This is a genomic window from Arthrobacter humicola (assembly GCF_022803015.1).
Classification (GTDB): Bacteria; Actinomycetota; Actinomycetes; order Actinomycetales; family Micrococcaceae; genus Arthrobacter; species Arthrobacter humicola_A.
Map to the genome: position 1 here is coordinate 105983 of NZ_JAFKON010000001.1, position 14619 is coordinate 120601.

General features: G+C 67.6%; 16 protein-coding genes and 1 riboswitch. Of the genes, 14 read left to right on the plus strand and 2 right to left on the minus strand.

The features are described 5' to 3' along the window. Positions 1-105 precede the first annotated feature (105 nt). Together ffh and ARTB_RS00415 are read left to right on the plus strand one after the other, a co-directional pair. The gene (gene ffh, locus ARTB_RS00410) at positions 106-1695 is read left to right on the plus strand and encodes a signal recognition particle protein (protein WP_028276849.1); all 1590 of its coding nucleotides are present in this window, start codon (positions 106-108) and stop codon (positions 1693-1695) included. A 71-nt stretch (positions 1696-1766) separates the two neighbouring features. Next, positions 1767-2501, plus strand: coding sequence for an alpha/beta fold hydrolase (locus ARTB_RS00415; protein ID WP_229992666.1), 735 nt, complete (start codon positions 1767-1769; stop codon positions 2499-2501). Here ARTB_RS00415 and thiC read toward each other — a convergent pair. Then, entirely contained in the window at positions 2498-4348 is a 1851-nt protein-coding gene (gene thiC / locus ARTB_RS00420) for a phosphomethylpyrimidine synthase ThiC (RefSeq protein WP_308197199.1), read from the minus strand. The two genes, ARTB_RS00415 and thiC, sit on opposite strands and share 4 nt — an antisense overlap. Beyond that, positions 4344-4451: riboswitch (TPP riboswitch) on the minus strand. (Overlaps the previous gene by 5 nt.) A 76-nt stretch (positions 4452-4527) precedes the next feature. Between thiC and ARTB_RS00425 the strand changes: the two genes are divergently transcribed. From ARTB_RS00425 to ARTB_RS00480, 12 genes are all read left to right on the plus strand, one after another. Then, positions 4528-5634 (plus strand): amidohydrolase family protein, encoded by a 1107-nt coding sequence (locus tag ARTB_RS00425; RefSeq protein WP_243177166.1) that lies wholly within the window; start codon positions 4528-4530, stop codon positions 5632-5634. Positions 5635-5707: 73 nt separating this feature from the next. Further along, positions 5708-6583, plus strand: a complete 876-nt coding sequence (locus ARTB_RS00430) for a VOC family protein (protein WP_243177167.1) — start codon at positions 5708-5710, stop codon at positions 6581-6583. A gap of 322 nt (positions 6584-6905) precedes the next feature. After that, complete coding sequence (locus tag ARTB_RS00435) at positions 6906-7343, plus strand: hypothetical protein (protein WP_243177168.1); 438 nt, start codon at positions 6906-6908, stop codon at positions 7341-7343. A 218-nt stretch (positions 7344-7561) separates the two neighbouring features. Beyond that, the gene (gene rpsP / locus ARTB_RS00440) at positions 7562-7987 is read left to right on the plus strand and encodes a 30S ribosomal protein S16 (protein WP_026266438.1); all 426 of its coding nucleotides are present in this window, start codon (positions 7562-7564) and stop codon (positions 7985-7987) included. Position 7988: 1 nt separating this feature from the next. Further along, a complete protein-coding gene (locus tag ARTB_RS00445; protein WP_018773450.1) occupies positions 7989-8231 on the plus strand; it encodes an RNA-binding protein in 243 nt (80 codons plus the stop codon). Positions 8232-8354: 123 nt separating this feature from the next. Continuing rightward, positions 8355-8972 (plus strand): ribosome maturation factor RimM, encoded by a 618-nt coding sequence (gene rimM, locus ARTB_RS00450; RefSeq protein ID WP_243177169.1) that lies wholly within the window; start codon positions 8355-8357, stop codon positions 8970-8972. Further along, on the plus strand, positions 8973-9818 hold the full coding sequence (gene trmD, locus ARTB_RS00455) for a tRNA (guanosine(37)-N1)-methyltransferase TrmD (RefSeq protein ID WP_243177170.1): 846 nt from the start codon (positions 8973-8975) through the stop codon (positions 9816-9818). A 235-nt stretch (positions 9819-10053) separates the two neighbouring features. Beyond that, positions 10054-10413: a 50S ribosomal protein L19 gene (rplS, locus tag ARTB_RS00460; protein ID WP_018773447.1), complete on the plus strand. Its 360-nt coding sequence runs from the start codon at positions 10054-10056 to the stop codon at positions 10411-10413. A gap of 130 nt (positions 10414-10543) precedes the next feature. Next, positions 10544-11224, plus strand: a complete 681-nt coding sequence (gene lepB, locus ARTB_RS00465; protein ID WP_028276855.1) for a signal peptidase I — start codon at positions 10544-10546, stop codon at positions 11222-11224. Then, positions 11225-12262 (plus strand): signal peptidase I, encoded by a 1038-nt coding sequence (gene lepB, locus ARTB_RS00470; protein WP_243177171.1) that lies wholly within the window; start codon positions 11225-11227, stop codon positions 12260-12262. A gap of 10 nt (positions 12263-12272) precedes the next feature. After that, positions 12273-12938, plus strand: coding sequence for a ribonuclease HII (locus tag ARTB_RS00475; RefSeq protein WP_243177172.1), 666 nt, complete (start codon positions 12273-12275; stop codon positions 12936-12938). Positions 12939-13006: 68 nt separating this feature from the next. After that, positions 13007-13333, plus strand: coding sequence for a DUF2469 domain-containing protein (locus ARTB_RS00480; RefSeq protein WP_018773443.1), 327 nt, complete (start codon positions 13007-13009; stop codon positions 13331-13333). Positions 13334-13359: 26 nt separating this feature from the next. On the opposite strand, the gene ARTB_RS00485 is transcribed toward ARTB_RS00480, so the two are convergent. Continuing rightward, positions 13360-14211, minus strand: coding sequence for a transglycosylase domain-containing protein (locus tag ARTB_RS00485; RefSeq protein ID WP_243177173.1), 852 nt, complete (start codon positions 14209-14211; stop codon positions 13360-13362). Positions 14212-14619: the final 408 nt, after the last annotated feature.

Genomic DNA, 14619 nt, shown 5'->3' on the forward strand with positions numbered 1-14619 from the left:
TCGAGTCCTGTTGTCGAGGCGGTTCGTCCAGGCGAATACCAGTCGCGACGCTGGCGTGCCGCACCGGCCGCCACCTGTAGATCCACTGAAAGAAGTGCACGGCGCGTGTTCAATTCACTCTCTGACCGGTTGACAGCAACCTTCAAGAATCTGCGTGGCAAGGGCCGCCTGACCGAGGCGGACGTTGACGCCACAGTCCGCGAGATCCGGCGTGCCCTCCTGGACGCCGATGTCGCTGTGCCCGTGGTCCGGGAGTTCACCGGCCGCGTCCGCGAGCGTGCCCTCGGCGCCGAGGTCTCCGGGGCGCTGAACCCGAGCCAGCAGATCGTGAAGATCGTCAACGAGGAACTCGTCGAGATCCTCGGCGGTGAGACCCGCCGGATCCGCCTGGCGAAGACCGGACCCACCATCATCATGCTGGCCGGCCTCCAGGGCGCCGGCAAGACCACCCTGGCCGGCAAGCTGTCCAAGTGGCTCAAGTCCCAGGGCCACAGCCCGATGCTGGTGGCCTGCGACCTCCAGCGCCCCAACGCCGTCACCCAGCTGCAGGTAGTCGGCCAGCGCGCCGGCGTGCCCGTCTTCGCCCCGCACCCAGGCGCCACGTCCACCGAGCTGGACCACCCTGCCGGCGACCCTGTCGCCGTCGCCCGCGCCGGCGTCGAGGAAGCCAAGCGCACCCTCCACGACGTCGTGATCGTGGACACCGCCGGCCGTCTCGGCGTCGACGCCGACATGATGGAGCAGGCGCGCCAGATCCGCCGCGCGATCGTCCCGAACGAAGTCCTGTTCGTGATCGACTCCATGATCGGCCAGGACGCCGTCAACACGGCCTTGGCCTTCGACGAGGGCGTCAACTTCACCGGCATCGTGCTCTCCAAGCTCGACGGCGACGCCCGCGGCGGCGCCGCGCTCTCCGTCGCGTCGGTGACCGGCAAGCCGGTCATGTTCGCCTCCACGGGCGAAGGCGTGGACGACTTCGAGCTCTTCCACCCGGACCGCATGGCCTCGCGCATCCTCGACATGGGTGACGTCCTCACCCTGATCGAGCAGGCCGAGAAGTCCTGGGACAAGGATGAAGCCGCGCGGATGGCGAAGAAGTTCGCCGACCAGGAAGACTTCACCCTCGATGACTTCCTCGCGCAGATGCAGCAGATCCGCAACATGGGCTCCATGAAGAAGATGCTCATGATGATGCCGGGCGCGCAGAACATCCGCCAGCAGCTGGAGCAGTTCGACGAGCGCGAGATCGACCGCGTCGAGGCCATTGTCCGCTCGATGACCCCGCACGAGCGTGTGGCTCCGAAGATCATCAACGGCTCCCGCCGGGCCCGTATTGCCCGCGGTTCCGGCGTGCACGTCTCCGAGGTCAACGGACTGCTGGAACGTTTTGCCCAGGCCCAGAAGATGATGAAGAAGATGGCCGCCGGCGGCGGGATGCCCGGCATGCCGGGAATGCCCGGCATGGGCGGCGGGGGCGGAGCCCGCAAGGGAGCCAAATCCGCGCCCAAGAAGAAGGCCCGCTCCGGCAACCCGGCCAAGGCGGCGCAGGAACTGCGCGACGCCGAGGCCCGGCGTGCCGCCGGCCCCAAGGCGCTGCCCACCGGCGCGTCGTTTGGCCAGCAGGGCGGCGACTTCGATCCGTCCCAGCTGAACCTGCCCAAGGGTTTCGACAAGTTCCTCGGCGGCAGCAAGTAGCCATAAGTGCTGACGGCCGCCGGCACTGTGTCGCCGGCGGCATCAGCACTGAAGTGCCATAGGGTTAGACAATGTTCAAGCAGCGCGTAGTCTTCGTCCATGGGGACGGCAGCTTCGGCGCCGCCGCGTGGCCAAAACAGCACGGAATGGCGCTGGACTACGACGCCCTGTTCCTGCGGCGGCACGGGTTTGACGCCGTCGCGGAACCGCTCGAATCCAACTTCGCCGCCGACGCCGCCATCGTGCTCGCCTCGCTGGCAGACGACGGCCGCGGCGAGGCCGGCGGCCACGTTGTGGCCCATTCGCAGGGCGCGATCGCGGCGATGATGGCCGCCGTCGAACGGCCCGACCTCGTCCAGTCGCTGACCCTGGTGGAACCGGCCTGCCTGTCCCTGACCGCGGAACTCCCGGCCACCGCCGCGCACCGGGCCCTGATGCAGCCGCTCTTCGACGTCCGCCACAACCTCAGCGACGACGACTTCCAGCGGGAGTTCATCCGCCGCGCGTTCGCGGCGGACGCCCCCGGGGCCACGACGCCGGAGGCCCTCCGGGCTGCGCGCCGGCTCCGCCTGCAGGCGCCGCCGTGGGAAGCCCCGCTGCAGATCGTGCCGGGCGTGCCGACCCTGGTCCTGACCGGCGGCTGGGAACCGCTGTATGAGGAAATCGCCGGTTACCTGCGCGAGACCGGCGCCCTGCACCGCACGGCACCAGGAGGGCACCGGCCCCAGGATTCAGCCGAAGGGGACCGGGCCATCCGCTCCTACATCGCCGAAGTCAGCCGGCACCAGCACGCCCGGGCCTCCTAGGAAGCTGCGCGTCCTCCCACCGAGGGCTGCGGCAGGTAGACCTTGCCGCCCGAGGCGCGGAACTCGTTGCTCTTCGCCCGCATTCCGGCCGCCATCTGCGCCAGGGCCGCCTGCGAATCAGCTGAACCGTATTCGTCCCGGATGTCCTGGCTGATCCGCATGGAGCAGAACTTCGGACCGCACATCGAGCAGAAGTGGGCTGTCTTGGCCGGCTCCGCGGGAAGCGTCTCGTCGTGGAAAGCCTCGGCCGTGACCGGGTCCAGGGACAGCGCGAACTGGTCCCGCCAGCGGAACTCGAACCTTGCCTTGGACAGGGCATCGTCGCGTTCGTGCGCGCCGGGGTGGCCCTTGGCGAGGTCCGCGGCATGGGCCGCGATCTTGTAAGTGATCACGCCCGTCTTCACATCGTCCTTGTTCGGCAGCCCGAGGTGTTCCTTGGGCGTGACGTAGCAGAGCATCGCGGTGCCATAGCGGGCGATCTCGGTGGCGCCGATCGCCGAGGTGATGTGGTCATAGCCCGGTGCTATGTCCGTGACGAGCGGCCCGAGTGTGTAAAACGGGGCGCCCTTGCAGAGTTCCTGCTGGCGCTCCACGTTTTCCCGGACGAGGTGGAAGGGCACGTGCCCGGGGCCCTCCACCATGACCTGCACGTCGAAGTCCCAGGCCCGCTGCGTGAGCTCGGCCAGGGTGTCCAGTTCGGCGAACTGTGCCGCGTCGTTGGCATCCGCCGTCGCGCCGGGCCGCAGCCCGTCGCCCAGGGAAAAGGCGACGTCGTAGCGTGCGAAGATCTCGCACAGCTCGTCGAAGTGGGTGTACAGGAAGTTCTCCCGGTGGTGCGCCAGGCACCAGCCGGCCATGATGGAACCGCCGCGGGACACGATGCCGGTGACCCGGTTGGCCGTCAGCGGCACATACCGCAGCAGCACGCCGGCGTGGATGGTCATGTAGTCCACGCCCTGCTCGCACTGTTCGATCACGGTGTCCCGGAAGATCTCCCAGGTCAGGGCGTTCGCCTCACCGTTGACCTTCTCCAGTGCCTGGTAGATCGGGACCGTTCCGATGGGGACGGGGGAGTTGCGGATGATCCACTCGCGCGTGGTGTGGATGTCGTCCCCGGTGGAGAGGTCCATGACGGTGTCCGCGCCCCACTGCGTGGCCCACTGGAGTTTGTCGACCTCCTCGGCGATGGAGCTGGTCACGGCGGAGTTCCCGATATTGGCGTTGATTTTCACCAGGAACGCCTTGCCGATGATCATCGGCTCGGATTCGGGATGGTTGACGTTGTTGGGAATGATCGCGCGGCCCGCGGCCACCTCGCTGCGCACCAGCTCCACATCGCAGTTCTCGCGCAGCGCGACGAACCGCATTTCCTGGGTGATGACACCGTCCCGGGCGTAGCGCATCTGCGTGACGGTCCTGCCCTCAACGGCCCGGCGCGGCACCGGCCGGCCGCCCCGCCACTCGGCCGACGCGGCACCGCGGCGCACCGCCGATTTGCCGTCGTCGAGCAGCTCGCGTTCGCGGCCGGCGTAGGGTTCGGTGTCCGCCCTGTCCTCAATCCAGGGGGTGCGGAACGGCTCCAGCCCGCGGACCGGATCGCTGCCCGGGCCGGCAGTGCGGTAGACCCGGAACGGCGGGTTCCGGACGCCGCCCGGGGAGGGTTCCAGGGCGATCTCGGTCACCGGCACGCGGATGCCGTGCTCCGGGTCCGTGCTGAAGGCCAGCGAGTGGGACTTCAGCGACTGTGTGGGGGCCAGAGGCTGGCTTGCGGCAGACCCGTGCTGGGCTAGCCCAGTGGGGGCTGACTCATTGTGGGCAGGGCTGTGCTGTGTCACTTGGGAGTTCACGGAAATACTCACTTCCTTCGCCGGCATTACCCGGACAGGTTCAACGGTCGCGGGCTGCGTCAGCCCGATCTCAGCCCCTGCAGGGGCACCCGTGTGGTCGTAGACGAAGCTACCACGCACCTCCGGCCGGCCGTCGAGTGTGACGCGGACGGCGGAGCCAGAGGGCTAGGCTTTAGGCCATGACCAGCATCATCGAGTTCAGCGGGCCCATCCTCACGGCGGCGGACCAGGTCCGCTACGGGTTGTGGTCGGTAGATGGCCGGCTGACCTTTCGCCGGCCCGCGGCCGCGCCGGAGCTCGTGCTGGACGGCTGGGTCATGCCCGGCCTCGTGGACGCACACTGCCACATCGGCCTGGGCCCGGGCGGGGACGTTACCGAGGACACCGCGGAATCCCAGGCCCTGGCGGACCGCAACGCCGGGACGCTCCTGGTCCGCGACGCCGGCGCCGTCCACGACACACGCTGGCTCCAGCAACGCGTGGACCTTCCCCGAATCATCCGCTCGGGCCGGCACCTCGCGAGGACCCGGCGCTACCTGCCGGGCCTGGCCGTCGAGGTCGAGCCGGAGGATCTCGTCGAGGCCGTGCGGAAGCAGGCCCGCGCGGGCGACGGCTGGGTCAAGCTCGTGGGGGACTGGATCGACCGCGACGCCGGCGATCTCGCCGCCAGTTTTCCCGCCCGGACGGTCAAGGACGCCGTCCGGGCCGCCCACGATGAGGGGGCCCGCGTCACCGCACACTGCTTCGCCGAAGACACCCTCGATGACATGCTCGACGCCGGGATCGACTGCATCGAGCACGCCACCGGGCTGCTGCCGCGGCACCTGCCGCGCTTCCTCGAACAGGGTGTTCCGATCGTGCCCACCCTGATCAACATCGCCACGTTCCCGGACATCGCCGCCCGGGCGGCCGCCAAGTTCCCCCGCTACGCAGCCCACATGCGCTCGCTGTGGGAGCGCCGGGCGGAGCGGATCCTCGAAGCCCACGAGGCCGGGCTGGCGATCTATGCCGGTACCGACGCCGGCAGCGTGATCAGCCATGGCAGGATCGTGGACGAGATCCAGGCCCTGCACGCCGCCGGCCTTTCCGCCGCTGCCGCCCTCAACGCCGCGAGCTGGTCCGCGCGGACCTGGCTCGGCGCGGAGTCCATCGGTGAAGGGGCAAGCGCTGATGTCCTCGTCACGGCCGAAGATCCGCGGAGCAATCCGGCCACGCTCCGCCGGATCCGGCATATCGTGCTGCGTGGGCTGCCGGTAGACCGGGAGCCAAGCGGCCATGAGGAATAAATTGAAGCTTCAAGTAATTTAGTTTTATAGAGTCGCCGAAGGCCGGCGGCTAACAAATCCACGGAGCGTTGCCATGATCGCAGAAGCCAGCACCCAGGACCTCCTTCCTGCCGAACTCACCATGGGCACCGTGATGCTCAAGGTCGGCGACATGAAGCTCATGACCGACTACTACCAGCGCGCCCTCGGCCTGGAGACTGTGGCCGAACAGGACGGCGGGCTCTACCTTGGGCGCCAGCAGAAGCCGCTGGTGCATCTGGCGCCTGCCCCGGACCTGTTTCTACCTTCCCGCGGCGAGGCCGGGCTCTTCCACACCGCCCTCCTCTTCGAGGACCAGCACTCCCTGGCGGCCACCATCGCCACCGCGGCCCAGTACGAGCCCCAGTCCTTCACCGGCAGCGCGGACCACCTCGTCAGCGAGGCGTTCTACTTCAACGACCCCGAAGGCAACGGCATCGAGCTGTACTGGGACCGGCCGCGGGCGGCGTGGTCCTGGGAGGGCAAGAACGTCGTCATGGACAGTCTCGCCCTGCCGCCGCAGCGCTACCTGCAGCAATACCTGACCGAGGAGTCCGTGGCCGGCCAGCGCCAGGCCGCCGCCGGCGTCGGGCACGTCCACCTGCAGGTCGGCGACGTCCAGTCGGCGCATGAGTTCTATGTCGGCACGCTCGGCTTCGAGAAGACCGCGGGCTGGCACGGCCAGGCGCTGTTCGTCTCGGCTGGCGGATACCACCACCACATGGCCATGAACGTATGGAACAGCCGCGGCGCGGGCCCCCGGCGCGACACGCTGGGCCTGGGCGAGGTCCTCATCGAAGTGCCCTCCGGCGACGACGTCGCGGCCCTGGCCGACCGGCTCAAGGCTGCCGGCGTCGAATCCCACCACACCGGCGCCGAGCTGCGCTTCGAGGACCCGTGGCGCAATCGGATCCGCGTCGCCGTGCGCTAGAAGTTCTGCCCGGCAAGCTGGCCGCTGGGCATGTCCACTCTTCGCCGGCGGGACCGTTGGGCATGTCCACTCTTCGCCGGCGGGACCGCTGGACATGTCCACTCTTCCCAGGCGGGACGTCGGAACATGTCCACTGTTCCCAGGCGGGACATCGGAACATGTCCAGTGCCCGCGGCCGGGAATCGACATAGATGCCGTATGTCCAGTGCTCAGAGTCGGAGGAGGGCATGTGCAGCGGGCGGGGGGCCATGCTGAAGCGGCTAGGCTGAAGCGACGTCGAAAACAGCGGTCTGCGGACCGCCGAACCCTAAGGACCAGCTGCATGGGATTCACCGAACTCTTTGTGTCCACCCACGAAGAAGCCCTCGAGCGCGCCGGCGCACTGGAAGGCGGCAGTCCGGCCGCCCCGGGCGCCGTCCGCATCCCGGAGATCAGCGACTTCGAGGTGGAGCGGCTGGGGGACCTCGCCGGCGTCGCCGTGCACGCCCCGGGCGCGGACTATGAACTGGCCATGGTCGACGTGGCCAGCGACTCGCTGCTCGGCGTCCCGGCGGCAATGGTCCGCACGCTGGCGGAACTGCTCAGCTATGAAACCGAAGGGGAGGGTGACGTCCTGGAGGATGTCGCCGCCAACTGGGCCGCCGAGGAGGACATGCCCTTCGGTCCGGACGAGGCCCGGGACTACGTGCGCCGGATTGCCGAGCTCGCCGCCGGCGTCGACCCCGCCACCAGGTCCGGCCTCTTCGTCTGGACGTCCTGACCGGCCCTCGAGGCCGCTTCCAGGCCGCGCGGTGGTGCGCCAAGCTCGTGTCAAGTCGAAATCCTGCCGGTGATCTGGCACAATGAAAAGGTACTCGATCTGCGTGGCCCCTCTCTCCGCGTCTGGATCTTGTCCTTTAGAACCCCCAAGTACGGCCCGCCCCACGGGTGCAGAACGCCGGGCTCGACCCCGTTTCAGAAACAGGAGTGACCACAAAAGTGGCCGTAAAGATTCGCCTTAAGCGCTTCGGTAAGATGCGCGCACCGTACTACCGCATCGTCGTCATGGACTCACGCTCCAAGCGTGATGGCCGTGCTATCGAAGAGATCGGCAAGTACCACCCGACCGAAGAGCCCTCGTACATCGAGGTCGACACGGACCGTGCCCAGTACTGGCTCGGCGTCGGCGCACAGCCGTCCGAGCAGGTTGCCGCGATCCTGAAGATCACCGGTGACTGGCAGAAGTTCAAGGGTCTCCCGGGCCAGGAGGGAACCTTGAAGACCAAGGCTCCCAAGGCTGCCTTCGTTACCCCGGAAAAGGGTTCCGTGATCATCCCGGAAGCCATCACCAAGAAGGCCAAGAAGGACGAAGCTGCCGAGGCTCCCGCCGACGCCGCCGAAGCAGAGACCACCGAGGCTGAGTAAATTGCTGGCAGAAGCGCTCGAACACCTGGTCCGCGGGATTGTTGACAGCCCCGAGGACGTCAAGGTCAGTGCGAAGAACAACCGCCGCGGGGAAACCCTCGAGGTGCGCGTTCATCAGGACGACCTCGGACGGGTGATCGGCCGGCAGGGCCGGACCGCACGCGCATTGCGCACTGTGGTTGCGGCGCTGGCGGACGGCGAGCCGGTCAGGGTCGACGTCGTCGACACCGACCGCCGCCGGTAACGCTTTCAGCACTACTTGTCTTGAGTCCGGCCCCTTCACCAGATAATGGTGGAGGGGCCGGACTGTTTTCCCGTTATTCCGCACCAGAGAATACAGAATCACCAACCCCGAACAGAGGAACAGATGCAGCTCCAGGTGGCACGAATCGGCAAGCCCCACGGCATCCGCGGCGAAGTGACTGTCCAGGTGCTCACCGACGCGCCCGGCGACCGTTTTGTCCCCGGCACCCAGTTCATCGTGGAACCCGGCTCGGCCGGGCCGCTGACGGTGTTCAGCGCCCGCTGGAACAAGGACATCCTGTTGCTGGCCTTTGACGAGATCGAGACCCGCAACGAGGCTGAGGGCCTGCGCGGCGCCAAGCTGTTCATCGAAACCGAAGACATCGGCGCCGAGGACGACGACGAGGGCTGGTACGAGCATGAGCTCGTGGGCCTGGAGGTCCGCGTGGGCGACAATGTGGTCGGCAAGGTCTCGGCGCTGCACACGCTGCCCGTCCAGGACCTGCTGGTGGTCACGACGGATGACGGCAAGGAAGTCCTGATCCCCTTTGTCGAGCAGATTGTGCCCGAGGTTAACGTGGCTGAAAAGTACGTCCTCGTCACCCCGCCGCCCGGACTGTTCGAAGTCAACACGGACGAGGCGCCCGAGGCCCAAAACCCCGAGGCCCAAAACCCCGCAGCCCAGGATCCCAAAGCCCAAGGTGCCGCGGCCCGGAACTCCGAAGAGCAGGGCAACGCGTAGATGAGAATCGACGTCGTCAGTATCTTTCCGGAGTACCTGGCCCCGCTGGAGCTGTCGCTGATCGGCAAGGCCCGCCAGGACGGCCTGCTGGACCTCAAGGTCCATGACCTGCGTGACTACACCACCGACCGGCACCGCACGGTCGATGACACCCCCTACGGCGGCGGCGCCGGCATGGTCATGAAGCCCGAACCCTGGGCTCAGGCCCTCACCGCCGTGGCCGCCGGGCGGTCCGGGGACGCCGGTGCCCCTGACGACGGCGGCACCCCAGAGTCTGCCGGCCCGGACGGTGCCGCCAAGCCTGTCCTGATCGTTCCGTCACCGGCGGGGGAGCGCTTCACCCAGGCCACCGCCCATCAGCTCGCCGAGGAGGACCAGTTGGTGTTCGCCTGCGGCCGGTACGAGGGCATCGATGAACGGGTCCTGGAGTGGGCCGCGGAGCACTTCACGGTGCGCCCGATGAGCCTGGGGGACTACGTCCTCAACGGCGGCGAGGTCGCCGTGCTGGCCATGGTCGAGGCCATCGGCCGGCTGCTGCCCGGCGTCGTCGGCAACCCCGAGTCCCTCGTGGAGGAATCCCACTCGGACGGGCTGCTCGAATACCCCGTCTACACCAAGCCCTCCAGCTGGCGGGACCGGGACGTCCCGGCCGTGCTGCTGAGCGGCAACCACGGCAAGATCGCCCAGTGGCGCCGGCATGAGCAGTACCGGCGCACCGCCGAACGCCGTCCCGACCTCCTCGTGGAGTTCGACGCCGGCAAGCTGCCCCGCGCGGACCGTACGGCCTTCTCCGACCTGGGGTACGACGTCGTCGACGGCCGCCTGCTGCGCCGTCCCGACGCCTAACCGCCGGGATTGGGCTAACCCGCACAAAATGTGGCAAAATTAGTCCTTGTGCCTGCTGGGTTGCGAACCTGCCACAGGGGGAGCGCTACCAACAGCCCGGCACCCCGGCCCCGTCTACTCCTGACAGGGCCGGATTGACAAACTTTCGGCGGAAATTTGCGGGCGGCGCATGCCACCGGCCCTGACCGCCGTAACCCAACGTGAGTGACCTGTGGCGTTCACCAGGAGTGGATCAATGCATATCCTCGATTCCGTAGATGCAGCCTCGCTGCGCACCGATGTTCCCGAGTTCCGCGCGGGTGACACCATCAAGGTTCACGTGAACATCATCGAAGGCAAGAACTCCCGCGTCCAGGTCTTCCAGGGCTTCGTCCTTGGACGCCAGGGCGATGGCGTCCGCGAAACCTTCACCGTCCGCAAGGTCTCCTTCGGTGTCGGCGTAGAGCGTACCTTCCCGGTGCACTCCCCGATCATCGACAAGGTCGAGCTCGTCTCCAAGGGTGACGTGCGCCGCGCCAAGCTTTACTACATGCGTAACCTGCGTGGTAAGGCCGCGAAGATCAAGGAAAAGCGCGACTTCCAGACCGCCAAGTAAGCTTTTTCGTCTTCCACGACAGGCTTCCACCGCGGATCCACGGACCGTATCCGGTGCGTCAGCTAGTGCGGCGCCGGAGCTATCCGCAACAGCGCACATTAGTTCACGACAGCGCCAGGGGATACGGAACATGGAACAGCCAAAACGCCAGCCCAGGAAACCGGGCTGGCGTTTTGCGTTGCTGGCCCTGGTGCTCGCCGTGGCCATCAGCGCCGTGGTCCGCTCCCTGTGGGTGGACATCTTCTTCATCCCGTCCGCCTCCATGGAGCCGCTCCTGCACACGGGGGACCGGATCGTGGTGGCGCGGACCGGCTTCCAAGCTAAGCCCTTGGGCCGGGGCGACGTCGTCGTCTTTGACGGCCGCGGTTCCTTTGCCCCGCTCAACAGTGGCAACGGCCCCGTGGTCGATGCCCTCGCCGAAGCCGGACGCTGGCTTGGCCTGGCGGGCAGCGACACCACGTATGTCAAGCGCGTCATCGGACTGCCAGGCGACCGTGTGGTCTGCTGCGACGCCGGCGGCCGGCTCACAGTCAACGGCCAGCAAGTTGCGGAACCGTATGTGTATCCGGGGGACACCCCGAGCGATGTGAAGTTCGCCGTCCAGGTGCCTGCCGGGCGGCTCTGGCTCATGGGGGACCACCGCTCGATGTCCGCCGATTCCCGGAGCCTCCTGGGCGCCCCTGGCGGGGGCATGGTGCCGCTGGAACGCGTCATTGGCAGGCCGGTACAGATCATCTGGCCGCTTGATAGATTTGCAGCAGTAGCGCGGCCCGAACCGGCTGCGACAACGACGACGACGAACGGACAGTAGATGCCCGAGACCGAACCGCGCACTCCTGATCCGCAGGGCCAGGACCGACCCCGGGTTACCGCCTCGGCGATTCCCGCGGACGAGCCGGCGGATCCACCGGCTGGTGCGCCGGCTCCTGCTCCGGCGTCGGCTCCTGCGTCGCAGGACGACAGCACCGGTGCGCAGCGCGCTGATCGTATCCAGGCTGCCCGTATCGAGACTGCCCGGTCGGAGACTGCCCCGACCGCGGCTGGGCCGACCGCGCCCGCCCCGACCGCGGCTGGGCCGACCGCGCCTGAGCCGACGGGGAGGGAGCGGGCCGACGGCCCCGCCCACGCCGATCCGACATCCCGCCGGGCCAGGAAGGCCAAGGCCCGAGAAGGGCGCAGCCCGCTCTTCCTGTGGCTGAAGGAGGTTGCCACGGTGGTCGTCGTGGCGATCGTGCTGTCCTTCCTGATCAAGACCTTCCTGTTCCGGGCCTTCTACATCCCCTCCGAATCCATGGTCAACACCCTCGATGTGAACGACCGCATCTTCGTGAACCTGCTCGTGCCCGAGCCCATGGCGCTCCAGCGCGGGGACGTGGTGGTGTTCCGGGACAGCCAGGGCTGGCTCGCCCCCGCGGCTCCAAAGGCCAAGGGCCCCTTCACCTGGGTGCAGGACGGGCTGACGTTCGTCGGTTTGCTGCCGGACAACTCGGAACAGCATCTGGTCAAGCGCGTCATCGGGCTCCCGGGTGACCACGTGGTCTGCTGCGACGCCGGCGGACAGCTCACCGTCAATGGCGCGCCGCTGGACGAGAAATACATCAATTCCGCAGAGATTCCCCAGGTCCGCGACTTTGACGTCGTCGTGCCCGCGGGCAAGGTCTGGGTCATGGGCGACAACCGCAACCACTCCGCGGATTCCCGTGCCCATATGGACACCAACGGCGGCTTCGTCAACGAATCCGACATTGAAGGCAAGGCCGCCGTCATCGCCTGGCCGCTGAACAGGATGTCGGCCCTGGACAACTACCCGGACGTCTTCCGCGGCGTCCCCGCCCCGTCCGGAAAGTAAGCCGCCCGTCATGTCAGCAGCCCCCACCCTCGACTACGAACGCCGCTTCCGCAGCTCCGGCGCACGGCTCCTCGCGGGCATCGACGAGGTCGGCCGCGGCGCCCTGGCCGGTCCCGTCAGCGTGGGGATCGCCGTCGTGGACCTGCAGCAACAGAAGCTCCTGGCCGATGTCCGGGACAGCAAGCTGCTCAAGGTCGCGGACCGGGAGCGGCTGGTGCCGCTGGTCCGGGACTGGAGCGTCGCCTCCGCCGTCGGGCATGCGTCCGCGAACGAGATCGACGAACTCGGGATCATCGCGGCGCTCCGTCTTGCCGGGAACCGGGCCTGGTTTGCCGTGCTCGCCGCCGGCATCAGGCCCGAGGTTGTCCTGCTGGACGGCAGCCACAACTGGCTCTCGCCGGATCTGCAGCCGTCCTTGTTTGACGATGCCCCCGCCGAACCCGGCTGCGACGCCCCGGTGCACACACTGGTCAAAGCCGACATGCAGTGCCTCAGCGTCGCCGCGGCCAGCATCATCGCGAAAGTCGAGCGCGATGCGATGATGTGCGAGCTGCATACCCAGTACCCGGCCTACGGCTGGGACGTGAACAAGGGCTACGGCACCGCAGCGCACAAGGAGGCGCTGCGGACCTCCGGTCCCACGCCGTACCACCGGGTCAGCTGGCAGCTGCTCTAGCTGTTCTGGCCGCTCGGGCGCGACGGCCGGTGGCGCGCGGCCGGCGCCGGATGGTGCAAGATGGAACCATGAGTGCCGAGGACCTTGAAAACTATGAGACCGACATGGAGCTACAGCTCTACCGCGAATACCGCGACGTCGTCGGGCTGTTCAGCTATGTGGTCGAGACCGAACGGCGTTTCTACCTTGCCAACCACGTTGACCTGCAGGCCCGCAGCGCCGACGGCGAGGTCTACTTCGACCTGACCCTGCAGGACGCTTGGGTGTGGGATGTCTACCGCTCCGCCCGGTTCGTCAAGAGCGTCCGCGTCATCACGTTCAAGGACGTCAACGTCGAGGAACTGCCCCGCAGCGAGGAACTCGCCCTGCCCAAGGTCGAGGACCTGGGCAACTGACCCTGGCTTCCTAGTTTTCGGGTTTCCTAGCCCCTGAGTGGCGCAGGTTTCCCGTTGCGGTCCAGGGCAACGCCCTGCTGCCGCAGCAGGTCCAGCACACTCTCCGGATACGAACCGCAGCCATCCGGGTTCGCGGATCCCCGCTCGGCGGCGTGGTCGGACGCTGTGTCGCCGATTCCGATGGTTGCGACGGCCGCCTTCCATCCGCCGAGCCCCTCGATCTGCCTGGGGACCCACACGTTGGCCGCACCGTTGACGTAGTCCCACACTTTGGGGTGGACCCCCGGGCCGAGATAGATGCCGCCTCCCGCCGCCCGGGTGACGAGTGTGGGCAGTGGCAGGACCCCCATCAATTGCGCAGCCTGATACTCGGACATGTTCCATGGGGGTTCGTCGAAGTAGTACCAGCTCGCCGCGCAGATGCCGTACAGCTTAGGGCCGAACTGCGCGTAGTTCAGATACAGCTCCATGATCCGTTGCGGGGTCAGGGTGAGGCTGAACTCGGTGGCTAGCCCGGCCTCCAGCCCCTTCCTCAGGGCATTCGCATCAGGCCAAAGGAAGATGTTCTTGACCAGCTGCTGCGGGACCGTGGAACCGCTCGGGTCATCCTCGCCCTGCAGGTAGGCGACGGCCCTGTCCCGGAAATCATCAACGGAGAACGCGCCAACACGCGTTCCCAGCTGTTGGTCCTCGTGGGCGACGGCCGCGGCGATGACATAGCGGCTGATGTGGTTCAGGGACACGTACTGGTAGGCGATCGGGCCGCCGGTCTGCAGCATGTAGGCAGTGCGCCGGGGAGCGAACCAGATGAAGGAGACGGCGGCCAGCTCCGTGATGACCACCATGGCGAGGGCGAACTTGAAGCTCCTGGCGAGCATACGCCGGACCCGGTGCGTGCGTTTTCCCGCCGGAGCTGCCGGCTCAGGCTCTGGCGCGGGGCCGGGCTCTGACCGCACTGGCGGGGGCCAGCTCCCGGGCTCAGGCCTTGCTGGCGCAAGCCGCGGTGGTGGGGGCCAGGTCTCGGGCTCAGGCGGTGGTGGTGGGGGCCAGCTGGGGCCTGCCTGCCCGCCGGGCGGACCCGGTTCCGTAAGCTGCTGCGTTCCCAGCGGCTGGGCCGCTCGATATTCCATACGCCGATCCTTCGGCCGATCCTCAGGAGAGACTACGGACGCCCCGCGGAATTCGAGGGGGTGGGAAAAGCCTAGGTGGGCCTTGCAGGCATTGGCTACGTTTCGTTGTCTGACAATCGCATCAACACGTCCTGTCAATGCCGCCACGGAGTTGAT